General features: G+C 57.7%; 14 protein-coding genes. 4 read left to right on the top strand and 10 right to left on the bottom strand.

All coding sequences use genetic code 11. The features are described 5' to 3' along the window. Positions 1–14 precede the first annotated feature (14 nt). The 8 genes from GTP58_RS08220 to GTP58_RS08185 all read right to left on the bottom strand — a co-directional run bounded on the left by GTP58_RS08220 (position 15) and on the right by GTP58_RS08185 (position 10,124). Positions 15–875 carry a hypothetical protein gene (locus tag GTP58_RS08220; RefSeq protein WP_161076989.1) on the bottom strand — a complete coding sequence of 287 codons (861 nt, stop codon included), beginning with the start codon at positions 873–875 and terminating at the stop codon, positions 15–17. A gap of 225 nt (positions 876–1,100) precedes the next feature. Further along, complete coding sequence (locus GTP58_RS08215) at positions 1,101–1,637, bottom strand: hypothetical protein (RefSeq protein ID WP_161076988.1); 537 nt, start codon at positions 1,635–1,637, stop codon at positions 1,101–1,103. Beyond that, on the bottom strand, positions 1,630–3,114 hold the full coding sequence (locus GTP58_RS08210; protein ID WP_161076987.1) for a hypothetical protein: 1,485 nt from the start codon (positions 3,112–3,114) through the stop codon (positions 1,630–1,632). The genes GTP58_RS08215 and GTP58_RS08210 overlap by 8 nt, the downstream gene beginning before the upstream one ends. Positions 3,115–3,736: 622 nt before the next feature. Continuing rightward, entirely contained in the window at positions 3,737–5,215 is a 1,479-nt protein-coding gene (locus GTP58_RS08205) for a hypothetical protein (protein ID WP_161076986.1), read from the bottom strand. 64 nt (positions 5,216–5,279) lie between these two features. Further along, positions 5,280–6,341: a hypothetical protein gene (locus GTP58_RS08200; RefSeq protein ID WP_161076985.1), complete on the bottom strand. Its 1,062-nt coding sequence runs from the start codon at positions 6,339–6,341 to the stop codon at positions 5,280–5,282. A gap of 175 nt (positions 6,342–6,516) precedes the next feature. Beyond that, positions 6,517–8,409 carry an ATP-binding protein gene (locus GTP58_RS08195; RefSeq protein WP_373924711.1) on the bottom strand — a complete coding sequence of 631 codons (1,893 nt, stop codon included), beginning with the start codon at positions 8,407–8,409 and terminating at the stop codon, positions 6,517–6,519. Between the two features lie 4 nt (positions 8,410–8,413). Further along, positions 8,414–9,097: a response regulator transcription factor gene (locus GTP58_RS08190; protein WP_161076984.1), complete on the bottom strand. Its 684-nt coding sequence runs from the start codon at positions 9,095–9,097 to the stop codon at positions 8,414–8,416. A gap of 241 nt (positions 9,098–9,338) precedes the next feature. Further along, positions 9,339–10,124: a helix-turn-helix domain-containing protein gene (locus GTP58_RS08185; RefSeq protein WP_161076983.1), complete on the bottom strand. Its 786-nt coding sequence runs from the start codon at positions 10,122–10,124 to the stop codon at positions 9,339–9,341. A gap of 98 nt (positions 10,125–10,222) precedes the next feature. Between GTP58_RS08185 and GTP58_RS08180 the strand changes: the two genes are divergently transcribed. The 4 genes from GTP58_RS08180 (at position 10,223) to GTP58_RS08165 (ending at position 18,317) form a co-directional block, all read left to right on the top strand. Beyond that, positions 10,223–11,407: an NAD(P)/FAD-dependent oxidoreductase gene (locus tag GTP58_RS08180; protein WP_161077325.1), complete on the top strand. Its 1,185-nt coding sequence runs from the start codon at positions 10,223–10,225 to the stop codon at positions 11,405–11,407. 283 nt (positions 11,408–11,690) lie between these two features. Then, positions 11,691–14,603 carry a M12 family metallo-peptidase gene (locus tag GTP58_RS08175; RefSeq protein ID WP_229215462.1) on the top strand — a complete coding sequence of 971 codons (2,913 nt, stop codon included), beginning with the start codon at positions 11,691–11,693 and terminating at the stop codon, positions 14,601–14,603. Between the two features lie 70 nt (positions 14,604–14,673). After that, positions 14,674–15,258: a cohesin domain-containing protein gene (locus tag GTP58_RS08170; RefSeq protein WP_161076981.1), complete on the top strand. Its 585-nt coding sequence runs from the start codon at positions 14,674–14,676 to the stop codon at positions 15,256–15,258. A gap of 164 nt (positions 15,259–15,422) precedes the next feature. Continuing rightward, on the top strand, positions 15,423–18,317 hold the full coding sequence (locus GTP58_RS08165) for a patatin-like phospholipase family protein (protein ID WP_161076980.1): 2,895 nt from the start codon (positions 15,423–15,425) through the stop codon (positions 18,315–18,317). A gap of 31 nt (positions 18,318–18,348) precedes the next feature. On the opposite strand, the gene GTP58_RS08160 is transcribed toward GTP58_RS08165, so the two are convergent. Further along, positions 18,349–19,089 (bottom strand): SDR family NAD(P)-dependent oxidoreductase, encoded by a 741-nt coding sequence (locus GTP58_RS08160; protein ID WP_161076979.1) that lies wholly within the window; start codon positions 19,087–19,089, stop codon positions 18,349–18,351. Between the two features lie 14 nt (positions 19,090–19,103). Further along, positions 19,104–20,096, bottom strand: coding sequence for an isopenicillin N synthase family oxygenase (locus tag GTP58_RS08155; protein ID WP_161076978.1), 993 nt, complete (start codon positions 20,094–20,096; stop codon positions 19,104–19,106).

The raw sequence follows: 20,096 nt of genomic DNA, 5'->3' as shown, positions 1-20,096 counted from the left end.
CGGATTAGCGGCGCTCAAGACAAAAAACTGCGTTGGTAGAAATTCTCAGTGCTGATCCACCCTTCCCTGCTCTTGAAGTCAAGATGCTCTACATAGTACCGTGCGATGTTCAGTGCGGGCTGGATGTTCTGAATCAGCGCCTCCAGCTCGTCTGGCGTCCCGCAATCCGTTTCGGCGAGCAGAGATCCGACATCGCGCACGTAAACGAATTCATCGCCGTCCCATAAGCGCGAAATTCTCTGAACAAACCTCGTATTCCTTCTAACTCTAGCCTCGTAAGACTGCCTCGCTGGACTTTCCGGCAGGTTTTCCTGGGCGAGAAATAGCGTCTCTCTCGTGGCTTCTTGGTTCTGAATTTGGGCGTATTCAGACAGTTGAATATGTACCGCTTTAAGTTGCTCTTTAAGATTTACGCGATGCCACGGAAGCATATGCTTATCGATATCTTTATCTGAGCTGCCCAGTGCCTTCATTTGCTGGCGGAAGGCATCGGCGATTTTTAAAGCTTCTCCTCGCGAAAAGCTGGCGTCTGGTCGGCCTGTATGTGCGAGGAGCTGAAAGGTGACATCGGCTGTAAGTCCCACGCTTTCCTTGATATGCTGAAGTAGCTCGTCTGCTTCAGTGAGTTTATCGCCCAATTCTTGCAGTTGTGCTTCAACTCCGAGTCCTTTAATGGATTTGAATCGTGATAAGTCTGAAGCCATGACCATCAACAGGCCGGCGGTAAGCAGCAAGCCTCCTACTTGTAGTTTGTCAGCAAACGACTGTTGCATTCCCAGTCCCAAGCTGAACAAGCCCATTGCGCCAAGCGCAGCATTTTTGGCTGTCGCTCCCCACTTCTTCAAGAATGCATGCACTCGAAACTCTGTCGCCATGAAGTTATTTCTTAAAATTGTTAGAGCTTAAGGCTACATTACTTATGCGGTTCTACTCAACCTATAAATCTAAGCGCCATCGCATCAGGATAGCCGCAATGCGCGCAATGAGAAATTCAATAGCAGTCACCGATGCGCAAGCATCTGCAGTAATGTTGGCAAAAGACGCTGTGCCCTATAACTCATGTTTAACTCAACAGAAGTTTTTTACAACATAAGCTTTGTTCACCTAATAAATAAAATGGTTTCTACTAATTCGACCTTTTCGTTGATGATATCCAAGTCTATCACTCGCATGCTTAATAAGGTGTCGATTGCATTATCATAACGAGAATCCAGTGCTTCCTCGTTATCTGTTAGGTCACGTAGCTTTTTTTTCAGATCCGCACTATTGAGTACGCGACGATTAGTCCATCTGCCGGCATCGTAAAGCGCCTGACAAAGGGCACCTTGATCAACAGTGATTTGCCGTACACTTTCGCTAATCGTCGCAATCGCAGTGACGACCGCCAACCCCACAAGAACTGCAGATGTAGGAGTTACAAATACGCCGACGATTCCCGCAATTCCACTAGCCAATTTAAAAGTATCAATCTGATATTGGCGCCCCCCCGCACCCGCAAAAACATTATCTGGGCCTTCGCCCAAATTTGAGGACTCTGATGCCAAGATTTCAAATGTTTTTCGAATTAACTCAGCTGGAAGTAATTCTTGATATTTTACAATCGCTTCTTCCGTAAACTCATCGAACTTATTATTCATTGGTACCCCTAGTGCATTGACTGCGTTGGCGATTGTAATCTTTCATAAGAAAATCATACAAATTTGATGATGTACGTTCTTTAGCTGTTTCGTATATTTGCATCAAAATTGACAATTTCACGTGAACTTCGTCCGTTGGTGAGGCTGTACTTGCTGCATTTTCCAATTGGCACCGATAAACGGCAAGCCGATAGCATAATTTTTTTGGAGCTCCGAATATTAGCCAACGTGGAACCTGGTCTAGAAAAATAGCATGGTTTTTTTCGTCTACTGCACGTTGCATTGTGGATATTAAAGAATTAGACGAACTATTCCTCAAATGTGTTGACTTCCTCCATAACCTTTGTATCAACCAATCTAACTCGTCTATCAGGCTGCGCGCTAAATCCTTTGTAGTGGGATCAAGTTCCAAAAAGTTATCTAGCTCTATGCGGAGGCGTGACATGCGTTCATTGCTCGCAGGATGGCTAGATTTATATTCAGGCATATCGTTAAGCTCCTCGACCCATCGGCCGAGGGACAAGAAAATAAACGCACCTGCGCATGCACATACTTTTTCCTGGGGCGTGCTTGCTTGCGTGATCCCCAGCGAAAAAGCAATTCGATCAGCTGCGAATTCCACTTCGTGGGAAGTTGTCGGCATATCATTACTTTCATCCAACAAAATATGCGCGCATTCATGTCGAACGAAAAATCCATTCACGAAATGTACAATAGTTCTGCCAAGCTCTAAGGGATGTCCTGGGCGGCGCGAATCGCCATGGAGTGGAATCGGATAGTAGTCACGCAGATAATCATTGCCATCAACGACGCCAAGAAAAGCATTCCGATGTAATTGTAACTGCAACTGCTCTGCAACTTCATCGAAATGAAACTTATCGAGAATTTCACATTGCCTTAAAGAAGAATTTTTAATGCGTAGTGCTCGCTCAATACCGCTGGAAGAGTAGCCAATTGCTTTAAAGTAGGCATCCAGAAAAAGCTCGCTAGACTTAAATTTTAAATGAATACCGATCAAATCGCTGCAATATTGGGTCAGTAGCATAGCGCCGATTGGGAATACAATGACCCTGCATTCTTCATTTTTTGGAACTTTCCAGACCGCACCATTAAATTCGCAGGAATATGTAGAACCAACCGCAAGCGTGGATCCAAGCTTGAATTTTTCTTGCAATTCAGCAGACATTTGTTTAACTTGCTCTTCAAAGACCCAGCTCGCAATATCAAAAGAATCTAAGATTTTCTTGAAAGTATTAATGAAATTACTATCAGGCGAAGCCCCGACGATAGCTAATTGGTCACGTAGCCATTCTGGTACGTCATTGAGGTTTGAGCCGTAGCCGTTTACCGGAATGAATGCTACTAACCAGTCATAGAACTGTTCATGCCGCTTCAGTAAATTTAAAAATTCGGGAGCGGTGAGTTTGCGTGATTCGCTAAATTTGACTGCAACATCGCTAGTGAGGTCAGGCAACATTTACGACCGCTCCAAGATTTAGCTAATTGCGATTATTGTATCTTTAAGCTACCTCAATTCGCTAGTTTTCTTAACCGTGGACTTCGCAAACGCGCCATTCCCCCACCTATGGTGTAGTTTCACGCCCTGGATCTATGTTGCTTAAAGAATTCGTACACGCGGCACCAACTCCCATGCCGGCGCTCCCAGTCGAAGCTTCGGCTTACGATGGCCCGTTGCGACAGATGGCGTAGTACCTAACTTAAAGGTCGCGATAATGTCATTGAGTCGCTTAGCCTGCTAAGACATCGCTTGAGCCTCAGCTGCGCCCTGCTCTACCAAGCTCGCGTTCTGCTGCGTGGTACCGTTCATTTGGGCAATGGCCTCATCTGACAGCTTCCCATAGAACTTATCTTGCTAAAATACCCGGCCTGCGGCAACAAGGCGACGACAATTTACAGATTTCGGCGTGCCATGTCGCCCGCTGCAAGAAGTTGGCAAAACCGGATAATCGTCGTCGGCTGGTGCGCATCCTGCGCGGAGTCTATACCGGCATGTGGCTGCCGTGGACGCACTCGCCGTTTGTCGAACTGTCACGTAGACGGGATAGTTTTTTGGTGAACTAATCTTCATATTTGCTACGCTAACGCTTGGTACTCCAAATAACGACACCAAAATTCTTGTCGCTCTCCCAGAGCGGCCACACATCCCTATCAGACGCCCAATATTCCACACTCGCCTCCGACGTGATTGCCAGCCCTTTACCATACCGTAACGAGGTATTTAAAGCTGTCACGCCAAGCGCTAAAATCACGGGCGCCAGGATAGCACCATATAGCACCGAGTGCGCCGCAGCGTAAACGACCGCTTCGCTCAATCCTGGTACCTTCAGTTGCTTAGTGGCCAAGAAATTGCATTGTTTCTCACTGAAGTCGAGTCGATACAAATTCACTTGTGAATGCGTCAATGGCCCATCGGAGTCAAGTGCAAACACATAGACATTGCCCGTTCCCTTTTCGGTCACCAACCCCAAGCCTGCACCGGACAAATTGAAGTAGATTTTCTCGAAGCCATCAACAACAGTGAATTGCAGTGCGGGGGCTGCAGTGTCAAGTAAATCTGTCTTGTTTGACCGGTACACTGTCAACGCTTCACCTTGCGATACCGCGACTAGATAATATCCCGTGTCCTCGCGTGTCATACCGACGCCGTTGGTGCCTTCATTCCGCGAGATGGTCGTCAGCAGCTGCACCGGTTCATTGACTTGGGCGTTTCGGATATCGTAGATTTTTACCCACGATGGCTTATCATCATCATCCACGTTTTGGATGCCCCAGGCCATGAATGTTCCACATGCTTGCGACGAACACAAATGGAACAGGTCCGGTTCGACATTGACTGTTGGGTAAACCTTTTCTACACGCCCTTGTTGCTCGGCAGACGAAATTTGATCAGCGATCAAATAATCAGGGGTCGAGCCCCTGGTTCCAATCCCCAGGATATTGGTATGTGTAAAGATCGTCTTACTGCGCAGTGCCCCGTACTTGTCGGGAAAGCGAAGAAAACTGATGCCCTTGAAATGCGATGCGAATTGGTGAGTCGGATCGCACGCGGCAGGGGACTGATAATACTTTCGCTCCGGCTCGGCCAACGGCTTGGCAAAAAACGCCTGGACGTCCGCAAGCCGCGTATTCTCGTAAAGCGGCACACTGACATCGGCTACCTGCAAATCCCACGAAGCGTGATTGACGCCGCTGTCGCTGGCTTTTATGCTCGCACACAGCCAAAGTGACCCGCCGAGTGGGAACGCCCGGGTGGTCGGGTAGTATTTGCCGTCCATCCTGTCATACACCCCGCTATCCGTACCGATATCGAGACTATTGGCGCCGGTGGCAGGGTTGGAAAAACACAGAAAGACCGGGAGCCCTGCGCATTCGTATTTCACCCAGCCCAGGCAATAAAAATAACCTTCGCACTGGATCTCTGCCGATACCGAATCCGGAATGGTTTGCGGCCATTGGGAACCGTTAGCCAGCCCTGACCCGCTACGGAACCAGTCGGCCAAAAAGGTCATTGGTGTTCCGGTGTGATTGGTAATACGCAAGCTGACAATATGGCTCATGACTACACCTTCCTTGTTGTATAGCTGAAGCACCGAGATAGCTTAAGCGGTCAATTGCCCTGCCTCAGTTCATCGGAGTCCATGGTTGCGAGAGAGAAGGTGCACAACCCCAGATTTGATTGGATTGATCAATGGCGTAGATATAATCAATGCTGTTCGCCACCGTGGTGCCAACTGCCCCCTCGACGGTCGATACAGTAGTCGGAGTGCCCAGCGATACCCAAGTGGCGTTATTGCTTAAATTGCAGGAGTACAAGACCCCGTGGTTGTCTGTAACGTAGGCGCTAACATTACCTGCCGCGTCGATGGCGACGCCGACGGGCGTTGCACACGGCCCAGTCAGTGGTTGCCCGGCGTTGAGACTGCTCCAGACGCCGACCCAGCAAATGCATTGCAAATTACCGTTAAGATCCAGCCCAGCCGTATAAAAATATCCGCTGGGAAACCAGACCGCGCCGATATACTTGGAGATAGTCGATGCGCAGTCAGCTGACGACCATGTTACGGGGCCGCTTGGGGGCACATTGCATTGATAGACGTTATTGTCTGACCCATTTACCGTTACCTGGATGGCATTTTCTTGGGTATTCACCGTGACGCCCAAGCACGACTGTATATTGGCTGAGCTGCTGATGGGGCCCAGGGTGTACCAGTCGCCAGTAGTCATTCCAGTCGAGGTGTACCACACATTGCCATCATCCCCCATGCAGAAAACATAGGCACTATCATTGAAAAAGCTCGTGCCCAGGGCAGTTAATTGCACCGGGCCGGAAGGTGGACTGGGGCACAGTAATGGGGTCCAGGTCCCGTAGTTCCAGGCAGCAGTTATCCCAGTGTTTTGATTACACCATACGCATCCGGTTTCATCGACCGAAAAAACGTACGCGTTTTGGACGCCATCGTTGGCGATGCCTAACGCGGTCTGGAGCGGAGTTCCCTCAGGGATGCCCAGATTGAACCAGGTGCCTTGTTGTTGGTTATTCGCGACCCCGCAACAAACCAGCAAGTTCCCGTTCTGGTCTATGACATAAATGTATGGCAGTGAGGAAAGCGACGTTGCGCCGATCGGCACGACAGGTGCTGTGCTACCAACACTGGACAGAATATTACTGACGGCTTCTTTCATGACTGCTCCTGATGGTTGTCGGTTGGTGGGTCTGCACGCCCTGCTGCTGGCACGGCGAGATTCGCGTTTTTACTGTCTTTAACGTAACCATGCTATTCTTAAAACTTCTACGCGTATGTCCCCAAAACTGCTGACAATGTGGCCGGATCAAATATCGATGTGATCAAGGCCGTGCTCAGAGCTTTTTCACGATAGGCAAACGCAGTACCAAACGGGTCCCGGCATTGCCGGACTCCAGCTGGATCATGGCGCCGATGGACGCTGCCCGGCGCAGTTGGTTGCGCAGCCCTTTGCCCTCTTTTTCCAATCCTTGATCGACTGAAAATCCCACGCCGTTGTCGGTGATGACGACCAGTACAAAGTCGGCCTCGACGCTGGTGGCAACACGAATTTCAGTCGCCGCCGCATGCTTGACGATATTGGCGAACGCTTCCTGCAAGATGCGCAGGATGTGCAGGGCATTGCGCGGATCGATCCATTCCATCTCCGGCACATGCTCGACCTCCCAGCGCAGCTTGATGCCGGCACTTTCAAGCCGCGGCCCCAGGCGGAACCGCAAGGTAGCCAATAGCAGCAGCAGATCGGACTGGATCGGCTCCATCGAATCGATCGTCAGCTTGAGATCGTCGATGCAGTTCTTGAGCACATCCGCCACCATCGCCGTATCGATATGGCCGCGCTCGACTGCCAGCAACGCGGTCAACAGCGACGAGCCCATGCCGTCATGCATATCCTGCGTCAGGCGCTGGCGCTCATCGTGCAGTGTCTGGATGCGGGCGATTTCCCGCAGTCGCCGATGGCTTTCCTGCAATTCATCTTCCCGCTCTTGCAGACGCTGCTGCAATCCGGCGTTGACCAGCCTGACTGCGTTGTTGGCCTCCAAAAAGCGCCGGTAAATGATGTACATGAAAATCAGGAAAGCGCCGATGTTGTTGTACGGCCCCAGATAGATGTTCTCTATATTCACGTAATTGTTCTGCAGCAGCCAGTCATAGATGCCGAGCAGTAGTCCGACGATGCCCCACACGCTCAGCAGCAGGCCATCGTGCGAATGCGTGCGCCAGCATTGGTAGCCGCCAACTGCCCCCACCGCCGTTCCCACGAACATCAACAGGATGTAGGCCAGCGGCGCCAGCGTATACGAGTCGAACATGAAGGACAGCCACGGCAAGGTCAGCAGGCCTATACCGATGGTGACCGCGCAGACCGTGCGATTGAGCCAACGCACCGGACGCCGATGCAGATGGTTGAGGAAGAAATGCGTGACCAGCACCATCCAGAAGATCGCGTTAATGGTGATCCAGCTGAACCATTCGTCGGCGATCGGCAGCCGGCTCTCCCCCACGTGGTAATGCAGGGTGCGCAAGAAGGAGGCGACCGAGATGGAGAAGAACAGCAGATAGATCGTCTCGTCACGCAGACTCAGCCACACAAAGAAGGAAAACAGTCCCACGGCCAGGAACGCCGCGCTGCTGGTATAGGGCAGTTGAACCTGGAGCAGATAGCGCGCCCGGTAGCGCCAGTTCAGGCTGGCGTCCGTGCCCAGCCAGAGCGAGGAAATGCCGCCGCCGGACGTACTCGGACGCTCGATGCGCAGCAGGATGGTACGCGGCGCTGTGGCGTGGGCGGTGCCGTCCAGGGCGATCCACAGCGGGATATTCCAGCCGTTCCAGTAGACGTTCTGATGCGACTGGTATAGCAGGCGATGGTCGCCGTAGATGGCGATCTGGCCGTCGGTTTTCCAGCGCGGGATGTACAGATAGCGCGGGGTGGCGGACGGGGGCAGCATCGGTACCTGGATGCGGTACCAGGTCACCACGGTTGCCGGGCCAAGTGCTTGGCCCTGGTCAGCCAGCGGTGTCAACTGGCGTACCAGTGCGTGCGGCAGCGCCACCCTCTCCCACCGGCCTTGCAGCTGTGCGGCGTCGGCCTCGTAAGGCGGCGCGGAATAACCGTGGCCGGCGGTGACCAGGAGATCGGCCTGGGTAAGGTGCAGCGGGGCGTCAGCGTGTGCCAGTCCGTGCTGGAAAAAGCTGTAGAAAATCAACAACCACAAAATGCGCAGCACCGCTTCAGTCTCCCAGCAGACCTTGGTGTCTGGCCTCGTAGATCGCTTCGGCCTTGGAATTCACCTGGAGTTTTTTATAGATGCGCCGCACAAACGTGAGCACCGTATGACGCGATACCGAAATCAATTCGGCGATCTCATCCGCTGTAAATCCTTTGGTGATGAGTTCCAGGACTTCCTGCTCGCGGGCTGACAGCAAAGGCCGTGTCGCCTCCTGCGGCACCGGCACCGGGGCCAGCGGAGTTTTCTGGCGAAAGCGCATCAGCACCTGGCGGGCGATCAGCGGGCTGATCGGGCTGCCGCCCAAGTGCAGGCTGCGGATTTCGTCCACCATGCTGTGCGCCGCGCTATCTTTGAGCAAATAACCGGTAGCTCCCGCCTCCAGCGATTGCATGACATGCATTTCATCGCCGAAGACGGTACAGACCATGATGCCGCAATCGGGCTGTTTCAGTTGTGCGGCGCGGATCACATCGATGCCCGAACCGTCCGGCAGGCCCAGATCGACCAGCAGTACATCGATTTGGAGCATGTCGAGCACCTGCAAGCCTTGTGCACGGGTGCTGGCGACGGTGAGCAACGTCATATCGGGCGCGTCGTCGATCATGTGGCGCAGCATGCGCTGAAAATTGACGTCATCCTCCACGAGGACTACACGGATCAGGGAATCGCTGGCGTTTGTCTGCATAGGGAAGCGGCACGCCGGCGCAAGTGCAGGCGGTATGGGGTTACGCATCACGCGAATAGTTCATGATGCCAGATTCGGCGGCATCTTCCGCTTCCTGGCCGGGCCTTGCTGTCAGTAGTTCTAGGGACAGACTGAGATGAATTACAAGCATACCATGGTTACATTCATGACAACACTGATCTGACGGCGCTCGCGCTGGACGAACAATGTAGGTGAATCCGGGAAATCAGTCTCTCCGCGCTTATTCGCTGCGGAAATAACGCCTCGGCGGCATGCCGAAGTGGCGTTTAAACATGGCGATGAAGTTGCTGGTAGTGGCGTACCCCAGCGTGTCAGACACGGCATTGACGGACTTCCCCTGTGCCAGCAGTTCCAGCGCGACCGCGAGCTGGAACTGTTCCCGCCACTGCCCAAAACTGCAGCCGGTTTCGCTCTGGAACAAGCGGCTCATGGTGCGCGCGGACAGCCCGGCCCACGCCGCCCATTGGGCCAGGCTGCGGCCATCTCCCGGCGCCGCCGTCAGCGCGCTGGTGATGCGCAACAGGCGGCGGTCCTGCGGCATCGGTATATGCAATGTGGTTTGCGGCTGTTGCTGCAATTCGTCCAGCAGGACCGCCATGACGCGTTGCTGAGGCGGCGTCAGCGACTGTTGCGTGCCCCATGTCACCGCTTGCCGCACCAGCGCGCGCATGATATCGGTAACGCCGATCACCGTGGGATGGGACGGCAGGCGCGCGCTGGCCGTAGGTGTCAGCAAGACGCTCCAGCCGCTCATCGCACCGCTGATGCTGACCTGATGTTCCTCGCCTGGCGGTATCCAGCCGGCCCGCCGTGGCGGAAGCAGCCAGGTGCCGGACGCCGTGCGGACCTGCATCAGTCCGCTCTCGATGCAGAAGATCTGGCCGCGGTAATGGCGATGGCTGGGGTAATTCCTTGTGCCCAGCTGGAATTCCGTCTCAGCGCGGGTGTCGCCCCATTGGGCGATCAGTTCCGGGCCGTCACGCTGTTCGCTCTGATCTTGCGGCATGGCTCAAATTCATTATTTTTAGACCAAACAACGTTATCACTTGCAGCCTTTCTTGTCGAATACTGAACAGCGTTACCACGAGATAGGATTTGTCATTCATGAGCAATACAGCATTTCATGTCGCCATCATCGGCGCTGGCCTGGGCGGATTGTGCCTGGCGCAGGGATTGAAGAAACACGGGATTGCATGCGATGTGTTTGAACGCGATGCCGCGCTCGACAGCCGCCCGCAGGGCTTTCGGATCCGTATCAACGCTGATGGCCAGCGGGCGCTGCAACACTGTCTGTCGCCCCGGCAGTTCGCGCTGTTCAAGGCGAGCTGCGCCGATGAATTGCCGCGCACGCAAGCACTCGATACGCAACTGGGCGTGGATACGCGCTGGATCGATGCCTGGCGCGATGATGCCGGCGCTGGCAAGGAACTGGAACTCAAAGCGGACCGCCAGATGCTGCGTGAAGTGCTCATGTGCGGCATTGAGGACCGGGTCCACTTCAATAAAGCGCTGCATGAATTGAACCAGCATGGCGGCGACGTGGTGGCCGGCTTTGCGGATGGCAGCCACTGTCGCAGCAGCTTGCTGGTCGGCGCGGATGGCAGCAATTCGCGCGTTGCGGCGCTGCACCTCCCACAGGTGCGGGGGCTGGACACCGGCGCGGTGTGCATTTACGGGAAAATGCCGCTGAAGAAAGGGATGCCGACGCAGATCGCGCCGCTCCTGCGGGAAGGCACGTCGGTGATATTCGACGTCAATCTGGCGGTGGTGGTGGACGCGATGCAGTTCGCGTCCTCGCCTCTGCTCGATACATTTGGCCTGCGCGCGGTCCCCGATTATCTGTACTGGGCCATCATCGGCCTGCGCGCGCGCTTTGGTCTGGCCGGGCATGCCCATTTGCCTGCCAACGATACGCAACTCCGGCATCGCATCAGCGCCGTCACGCACGGGTGGTCGCCAGGCTTGAAAGCCTTGTTTGACGAGACGCCTGCCGGCCTGTGCGCCATGCTGCCGGTGCGGCAAGCGCCCTCGTCTGTCGCCTGGACGGCCAGCCGGATTACCTTGCTCGGCGACGCTGCACACGTGATGAGTCCTGCCAGCGGCCTGGGCTGCAATACAGCCCTGCAGGACGCCGAGCTGCTGGTGCGTCAACTGGCTTCGGCAACGGCCGGCACGCTTGACCAGGCGATCCGTTTCTATGAACAAGGCATGCGCGAGCAGGCTGGCGCGGCGTTGCGCTCGTCCGCATGCAGCGGCGTTCAACTGTATGGCGCACCGGCGGAGTGGTGACGGTCGTAGCGTCTTTCAGCGAGTTGTGCACAATCGACAACAAAATTTCCAATACGTATTGTGACATTTAGCTAATTCAGTAATACTAAAGTTGAAACTTTTGCATGCCTTATTACCAAGGAATGTATGTTTCCATTGAGTATCACTGTTGTGCCACGAATGGACGACCGATTTTCGACTAACCACAAGACGAAAGGGTAATGCAGGCATGAAACGATCAGACCACCCGTCGACACCCCGCCTCAAAAAGACCGGGACCACTTTGCGTTCTACCACTGGACGCATGTTATTTGCCTTCATGGCTGCAGGCTGGGCCATCCCCGGCTCGGCTGCCGTGAGCGCGCCAGACCTTACCGCCCAGACCCTGCCTACTGGCGACTTCTGGCAGGACGTCGGCGACGGCAGGAGCGCCAATGCGGCCACCGCCCTCGCCTCCGGTCCACGCAAATTCCACGCCGCCAAGCTGAACCGCTCCGGTTTGCAGGGCTTCGCCAGGAGCGCGCCACTGGAGCGCAGCGCCGACGCCGCCATCACGCCGCTGATCATTTCGCTGCCGCATCCGGATGGCGGCTACCAGCGTTTTGCCATCGTCGATTCGCCGATCATGGAAGACGGCCTGGCCGCCAAGCATCCGGAAATCAAGACCTATGCCGGCAAGGGCATCGACGATCCCAGCGCCAGCCTGCGCATGGACATCACCCCGCTCGGCCTGCACGCTTCGGTGCGCTCGCCCAAAGGCGCCTGGTATGTCGATCCGCAAGCGGTGCTCGACGACAGTGTCTACAACAGCTATCACAGCCGTGATTTGCCGAACGTGCACGGCGCGCTGCGCGAAGCACCATTGACCGATGCCCAGGTCGCGCTGTCGAAAGGCTTCTACCACGCTGACGAAGCGGTCGAAGTGCGCGGGGCCGGCTTCACGCCGGGTGCGGCCGTTACCGTCTCGGTCAGTGCTGAAGGCGACAGTGGCAACCGCCAGAGCCTGGTGGTCAACGCCGACAGCGAAGGCGTAATCAACACCACGCTGGTGGCCGACCCATCGCGCAACACGGGCGCCTTCGAGGTCAGCGCCAGCGACGGCCGCAGTACCAGCACCGTGGCCTACCACGTGGTGGACGACCAGGTTGCGGCCGCACCGGCGTCCGGCAACCAGCTGCGTACCTACCGCCTGGCGCTGGTCACCGATCCGTCCTACGCCACCTACTTCGGCGGCTCGGCCAACGTGACCGCTGCCAAGGTCAGCCTGATCAACCGCGTAACCCAGGTCTATGAAGATGAGACTGCGATCCGCCTGGTGCTGATCAACAATACCGACGCGCTGAACCTCGACACCGCCGCGCAAATGACCGGCACCAACGGTCCTTGCGGCGGCGCCGCGTGCTTTACCGCCTCCCAGGTGTCGAGCTGCGGCGGCGCGACGCTGACCCGCAACCGCGTAGTCGCCGGCCTGCTGGCAGGCGCTGGCAACTTTGACATCGGCCACATCGCGCTGGGCCTCGACGGTGGCGGCATCGCCAGCCTGGGCGTGGTGGGTGGCAGTAACAAAGCCCAGGGTTGCACCGGCATTCCAACCCCGGTCGGCGACTTCTACGCAGTCGACTACGTGGCGCATGAAATGGGTCACCAGTTTGCCGGCAACCATACCTTCAACGGCGTGATCGGCAGTTGCTCGGGCAGCAACCGCAACGCCGGCACGTCGGTGGAACCGGGCAGCGGTTCGTCGATCATGGCCTACGCCGGCATTTGCGGCACCGACAACCTGCAAACCCACAGCGACGCCTATTGGTCGCAGCGCAGCTTCGATGAAATCGTCGCCTACACCGCAGGCGCTGAAACCAATGTCAGCGAAGTGCAGAACCTGGTGCTGTCCAACTTTGGCAGTGGCCAGCAGTTCAAGCTGAGCTACAAGGGCAACAAGTCGGTCGCCATCATCAACGGCAGCAACTTCACCACCTCCGGCCTCAAGGCGGCGATTGAAGGCATCAGCGGCTGGCCTGCGGGTGGCGTCGTCACTGTGAGCACGCTGAGCAACAATAGCGTAACCTTCACCTTCAGCGGCGCGCTGCTCGGCACCAATGTGGCGCCGCTGCAGCTCACCGATTGCAGCGGTGCTTGCACCGGCTATGTCGGGGAAATCACGGCCGGTGGCCCGACTACCCGCCGCGGCGCGCTATCGTTCACGGGCAATACCTCGCCCGTGGTGACGGTTGCCGCCAGCTACGTCATCCCGGTGCGTACGCCGTTCGCGCTGACCGGCAGCGCCGTGGATGCGGAAGGCGATACGCTGACCTATCTGTGGGAACAGAACGACCGCGCTGCCGGCGCCGGTACCGGTCTGGTCAGCAATACCAAGACCAACGGTCCGCTGTTCCGCCAGTTTGGCGTGCGCGCCGTGGTCAGCGCCGACGACACCATCAAGTATGGTTCGCCTGGTGAAAACCACGTCAGCACCAATCCGACCCGCGTGTTCCCGGACCTGGCGCAGATCCTGGCCAACAACACCAATGCTGAAACCGGTGCCTGCCCGGCCGCTTCGGCGACGCCAACGCCGGCCGAGATCGAGTGCTTCTCGGAATACCTGCCAACCGCAGCCTACGTCGGCTACGGCGCCAACGCCAATCCGCCCTTGCTGAACTTCCGCCTGACCGCGCGTGATGGCCGTGGCGGTGTCGGCAACGCCAGCACCGTGCTGGCACTGGCGCCCGGCGCGGGCCCCTTCCTGGTGACGTCGCCCAACACCGCGGTGTCGCTCGATGCAGGGTCGACCCAGACCGTGACCTGGAGCGTGGCCAACACCAATGCTGCCCCGGTCAGCACGGCCAACGTCAAGATCAGCCTGTCCGTCGACGGCGGCAACACCTATCCGTACACGCTGGCGGAAAGCACTGCCAACAACGGCAGCAAGGCGGTCACGCTGCCACTGGTGGGCAGCACTACCGCGCGCATCAAGGTGGAAGCGGTGGGCAACGTCTTCTTTGACGTCTCCAATGCCAACTTCACGATCCGCCTGGTGGGCGACGTCAATGGTGACGGCAGCCTCGGCTGCGACGACTACGCCATCATCAAGGGCGCGCTGGGCAAACGCAGCGGCCAGGCTGGCTACGATGCGCGTGCCGACCTGAACCAGGATGGCGTGATCGACGTGCGCGACCTGACGCAGGTGTCGCAACGCATTGCGGGCGGCTGCCACATCTAAGCCGCAGCACCTGAACGGCGCCGCCATGCCGTGGCGGCGCCGATCCCGAATCCTAGCCTGAGGAATAACCATGTTGAGTATGAATAAACTGAAATACGCGGCCGGCGCCGCACTGCTGGCCACCGCGTTTGCCGCACCGTCGGCCTACGCGGCCGATCCGGTGCTGAGCATTGTGGCCAACCCGTCGAGTGGCGTGGTCGGCTCGACCATCGATCTGGACATCACCATTTCCGGTGTCAGCGACCTGTATGGCTACAATTTCTCGCTGCTGTTCAATCCGGCCTACCTGCGGGCGTCCAGCGCCAGCGAAGGCGCCTTCCTGGGGGCGGCTGGCAGCGCCACTGACTTTGGCGTGGCCGATCTGTCCGGTACACCGGGCCAGGTGTTCTATGTATATGGCACCCGGTTTGGTCCAGTGTCGGGCGCCAACGGCGGCGGCATACTGGCGCATCTGCGCTTTGATGTCATCGGCGCCGGCACCAGCACGCTGAGCTTTACCGATGTGGCGTTTGTGAACTCGCTCAACGGCGACATCACGCCGCAACTGGCTACAAACACGCTGGTGACCAGCGCCGTGCCGGAACCACAGAGCTATCTGATGATGGGCGTGGGCCTGATCGGTCTGGCGGCGCTGCGCCGCCGTCAGGTCAGCTAGCGAGGTGGCAGCCAGAGGCGCTTGCGCCAGGCGGCGCCTCTGGCTTTAAAAATTATTGAAGTGACAATTCGAGAGATAGTTTTCAAAAAGACAGCGTAGAGTATTCGTTTGTAGGACTAGGCCTACAAACATCAGCATCGCTAACCTTCTTTGGGAAACTGCTCATGTCGTTCAGCAACCGAATTCACATTTTCGCCACCACCCGCAAGGCATGGATCGCCAGCCGGGCCACGATCGTCGCGCTGGGGCTGTTTGCCATGCAGCAGGCCTTGCGCCTGCCGGCTGGTTTCGGTATCGAAGACTTCATGGGCTGGGCCAGCAATACCGATAACGCGGGCGGCATCCGCCAGGCCATCATCTATTGGGATTCCCTGCCGGTCTTCCACAACGGCCCCACGTATTACCTGCTGCTCGACACCTTCTGCTTCATTCCACTGTACAGCTTGCTTATCTATGGCGCCACCTCGGCCCTGCATATCCGCTTTACGCCGGGGAATTGGCTGCTAAGGGCACTGTGGCGAATAACGCCGTACTTGCTGTTGCTACTGGTCCTGGATGACCTGGCCGAGAATCTGTCCGGTTTCAGCAAGCTGGGCTACCCCGTGCCGCATTACTTCGGCGCGCATGCCGACGTGTTTAATAAGCTCAAGTTCCCGTTGTTGTTTGCCGCGCTGCTGCCCGCGCTGTACTACATGCTGGCCTGGTGGCTGGGCTTCCATTGCAGCGACGCGGTAGTACAGCTGCGCCGCGAAAAATGGCATGGTTATATGGGCGTCGTTGGCCGCAGCCGTTACGTGCTGGGCGCGCTGGCGCTGTTTGCGGGCTTTACGCTGGTGATGGATCAGTGCCGCGATGTGGTGCTGTCGATGGTCGACGGTGAGGGCAACTGGCCGACGCGGGTGACGGTGATCGTGCTCAACGCGCTGGCAGGCGCCATGTTCGCCTACTCCTGTTTTCTGTGGACGCGGCTGGTGTGCATGGTCGAGCGTATCAGCCTGCCGCAATTCACCACAGGCGCCGTGTCGTCCTCGGTGGGCTACTTCGCGCAGCAATGGGCGCGCTTCCTCGCTCTGCTGCCGGCGTTGATGATGGTGATTCTGCTTGGCTACGTCACCGGCGATGCACTGGCGTCGTTGCGCATGCGGGGCCTGGACGACGGCAACGTAATCGGCTGGCTGAGTTTTTTCGTGGCGCTGGTGGTGCTGCTGTGCTGGCTGTTCGTCAAAATACGTCAGTCCTTGCACAAGGATAATCTGGCCAGCTACTACAACGCGATGGGCATTGGCCACCTGCTGGAGGAGCGGTCGCGGTTGCCACGTGGCGTGCCCGCAGTTTTCCAGCCGTTGGCCGATCTGCTGTCGCCGACCGCGCTGCCGCTGGTGGCGCTGTCGCTGCTGTTGCTGTTGCGCCTGATGCCGGGCTTGCAGCCGCAAGCATTTGCGGAACTTTGCCTGAGCCTGACCTGGTGGCTGGGCGTGGCCGGGGTACTGTCGCTGATCGAACAGCGCACTTCGGTGCCTTGGGGCCTGTTCCTGCTCATACTGATAGGCGTGCTGGGCCTGTACAACCTGACCAACAACCACCAGTTCTCCTTGCTAGCCCATGGCGCTGCACCGGACTCGGTCAAGGAATATCCGGCACTGGTGGGCGGAATCATCATCGGGTTGCTGGCAGCCGTATGGTGGTTGCTCACACATACGCACCGGAAGACGCTCAGCAGCCCGACGGCCAGCGGCGGCCTGCTGTTCCTTGGCTATACCCTGTTGCTGGTGGTATTGCTATTTGGCGGGCTACGCTTCGCGGAACACTATAGCGAGCCGGCTTCCATGCTGACAGCGAAGGTGAAGCGAGACCTGCTGACCACCAAGTTACACCAGCGGGAAGACACGTCCAAGGTCTTGTACGTGTTGGCCGCCGAGGGTGGCGGCATCCGCAGTGCTTACTGGACCGCGCTGATGCTGGCCAAGCTGCACGAGGAGCCGAAGCAGGAGGTGTCCAAGCGGCTGCTGGTGGTCAGCGGCGTCTCCGGCGGCGCCTTGGGGGCGGCAGCCTACCGCGCCTGCCTGCGCCAGCAAAAGACGCTGGTCAGTGAGTGCATCAAGGAAGGCTTCAAAAAGATGGACCCGCTATCGCCCATGCTGGAAGCGTTCATGATGGAGGATGTGCTGGCGCGTATCGTACCGACCAGTCTGTGCGTCGTGCCAGGCTGCGCTTACCTCAGCCGCGCCCTGCCCTTTGAGCGCGCCTGGATCGCGGCGTTCCGCACCATGGCGCAGCCACTGAGCCCAGCCTGGCCCGGCGAGCCGGAACTCATGCTGAACAGCACCGCCGTCGAAACGGGCAACCGCAACACCTTTTCGACCGTCAAGCTGGAACCGTATGAAATTCCCACCAATAACGACATCATCGAGGAACTGGACGGCGAACCGCGTCTGGTGACGGCAGCCCATGCCGCAGCGCGCTTCCCGTTTATCAACCCGCTGGCGGTTGCAAAAGGTCCGGGGAAGAAGGATTTTCGCCATCTGGCCGACGGCGGCTACTACGACAATAGCGGCGTAACAGCGCTGGCGGACCTGATGCCCACCATCCGTGAGCGCTATAAAACAAATCCGATCCGCCTGATCCTGATCCGCAATGGCCAGCCAGTCGCCGATTGCGAAAAAAAACGCCGGCTGGCGCCGCTGGCTGGCTGTCTGAAAAACGAAGCGCCGGCGCACCAGGACCGGGATAATGCGTTGATGCAGCCGCTGAAAACACCGGGCCAGACCTTCTATGCCGATGCATTCGGGCCGCCCGCCACCTTGCTGCATGTCTCCGGCGTGGGCGCACATGGCCGGCAGCCGGCCGGTAACGCCCTGTGGTATAGCGATAAAAAAGATCCCAACAAGCTCCAGCCGTGCACGCTGGATCAGGAGAGCAGCGTCAACCTGGTTCCGCTCGGCTGGTACCTGTCCGAAAGCGCCCGCCTGGCGCTGGAGCAGCAGGCGAACAAGGTGGATTTGTCCGCTTGCCTGAAAGAGTTCACGCCTGACGCTCCGGCCACAGCCGCCTTGCCGTAACTTGTAAATTAGCGTTACGCGTAACGCTAATTTATGCCGAGGCCCTGGCGATCTCGCCGCCGTCGATCACGTAATGGTGGCCGGTGATGAACCGGGCCTCATCCGACGCCAGGAAGGCGAAGAAAGCGGCGATTTCCGCCGGATCGGCATGGCGGCCCAGCGGGATATTCGCGTTCACCGCCGCAAACATCTCCTCGGTATATTCGGCCTGCTGCATCGGCGTCATGACCGCGCCCGGGCACAGCGCATTGACGCGGATCGCCGGCGCCAGTTCGACCGCCATGGTCCGGGTCAGCGCCAGCACCGCCGCCTTGGAGGCGTTGTAGTCGGCATAGTGCGGAAACGCCGCCAGCCCGTTGACCGACGACATATTCAGGATCACGCCCTGCTGCATGCGCGCCAGCGTTTCCCTGGCCACGTAGAAGATGCCATTCAGGTTGGTGTCTATCACCTGCCGCCATTGTGCCGGTTCGATGCTGCGGATGCCGGCATGGCGAATGCTGATGCCGGCGTTATTGATCAGCACATCAATCGACTGGAAATGGCGGTCGATCGCCGTGAAAGCCTGCGCCACGGCATCCGGGTCCGACACATCGGCCACCAGGCCTGCCACCAGCGCAGGCAGTTCGGTCATGGTCTGGTCGATCGCCTTGCCGTTCCTGTCAATAATGACGACCCTGGCGCCCTCCTCGGCAAAGCGCTGGGCGGTTGCCTTGCCGATGCCGCTGGCGCCCCCTGTCACCACCACGTTCTTGTTGCTGAGTCCCTGCATCGCTGCCTCCTGGATTAGATTTGTTCGTATTCGTTATGGCTCGGGATCGCAAAATCCAGCACCCACTGGCCGCTGTCGACGCGCTCCTTGATGTAGGGGAAGTCGCGGTACAGCTGCCCCAGCAGATGGTGGCCGACCACCACGCTCTTGTCGCTGCGGCCCCACGCCGGCAGCACGGTCAGCTCGGTGTCGAAATCCAGGTTCATGAAGAACGGGAAGCTGTAGCGTTCTTCCCCGGTTGACACCACCCGGTGCAGCAGGGACTTGATGTGGCCGCCCGACATGAACTCCAGCATGTCGCCTGCCAGCACCAGCAGCGTGTTCTTGAACACCGGCATATTCTTCCAGCTGCGGCCCACCTGGTCGAACGCCAGCAGGCCCGGCGCCGACTGGTGCATGATGGTGAACACCTCGTAGTCGGTATGGGCGCCCATGCTGGCGTCGTCCTGGCCCACCAGCACATCGTTTTCCAGGTAGTGGATCAGGCGCAGCTGCGAGGCCGGGCGCGTGATATAGCGGTCGAAATGGCTGTCTTCCAGCTGCGACGCGCGCGCGATCAGCCGCAGCAGCTCGGTGCCGATGCGCAAATTGGCGTCGTAATACGCCTGCAGCGCCGCATCCATGCCATCGACATGGCCCGGATAGCGGTTCGGACCAACGAGCTTGAATCCGCGCCCCGGCGCCTCGGCACTGTCATAGCCGATGTCGAAGGCTTCGTAGGCGCGGATCTTCTCGTCGCTATAGGCGCCCTTTTCCGTGACCGGCACATAGCCGCGGTGGTTGGGCGAGGCGCCGATGTAGTACGCCATCTTCTGCTCCAGTGGCGAGGCAAAGAAATGGCGCGCTTTCTCGTGCAGCGACTTGAACAGCCGTGGCGGCACCACCTGTTCCAGCCGCGTGAGGTAGAAGTAGCCGTGCTTCCGCAAGGTGTCAAACACATGGTCGGGCGTGATGGCGCCGTTCACCATGTCTTCATAATTGAATACTGGGAAGGAATGAATAGTCAC

Source organism: Duganella sp. CY15W, from assembly GCF_009857555.1.
Classification (GTDB): domain Bacteria; phylum Pseudomonadota; class Gammaproteobacteria; order Burkholderiales; family Burkholderiaceae_D; genus Rugamonas; species Rugamonas sacchari.
Note: the sequence above shows the minus strand (reverse complement) of the source record. Positions and strands in the feature narration are given on the sequence as shown.

Coding starts and splice junctions, on each gene's coding strand:
- GTP58_RS08220 (WP_161076989.1), bottom strand. CDS start 875: ATGGCGACAGAGTTTCGAGTGCATGCATTCTTGAAGAAGTGGGGAGCG.
- GTP58_RS08215 (WP_161076988.1), bottom strand. CDS start 1,637: ATGAATAATAAGTTCGATGAGTTTACGGAAGAAGCGATTGTAAAATAT.
- GTP58_RS08210 (WP_161076987.1), bottom strand. CDS start 3,114: ATGTTGCCTGACCTCACTAGCGATGTTGCAGTCAAATTTAGCGAATCA.
- GTP58_RS08205 (WP_161076986.1), bottom strand. CDS start 5,215: ATGAGCCATATTGTCAGCTTGCGTATTACCAATCACACCGGAACACCA.
- GTP58_RS08200 (WP_161076985.1), bottom strand. CDS start 6,341: ATGAAAGAAGCCGTCAGTAATATTCTGTCCAGTGTTGGTAGCACAGCA.
- GTP58_RS08190 (WP_161076984.1), bottom strand. CDS start 9,097: ATGCAGACAAACGCCAGCGATTCCCTGATCCGTGTAGTCCTCGTGGAG.
- GTP58_RS08185 (WP_161076983.1), bottom strand. CDS start 10,124: ATGCCGCAAGATCAGAGCGAACAGCGTGACGGCCCGGAACTGATCGCC.
- GTP58_RS08180 (WP_161077325.1), top strand. CDS start 10,223: ATGAGCAATACAGCATTTCATGTCGCCATCATCGGCGCTGGCCTGGGC.
- GTP58_RS08175 (WP_229215462.1), top strand. CDS start 11,691: ATGTTATTTGCCTTCATGGCTGCAGGCTGGGCCATCCCCGGCTCGGCT.
- GTP58_RS08170 (WP_161076981.1), top strand. CDS start 14,674: ATGTTGAGTATGAATAAACTGAAATACGCGGCCGGCGCCGCACTGCTG.
- GTP58_RS08165 (WP_161076980.1), top strand. CDS start 15,423: ATGTCGTTCAGCAACCGAATTCACATTTTCGCCACCACCCGCAAGGCA.
- GTP58_RS08160 (WP_161076979.1), bottom strand. CDS start 19,089: ATGCAGGGACTCAGCAACAAGAACGTGGTGGTGACAGGGGGCGCCAGC.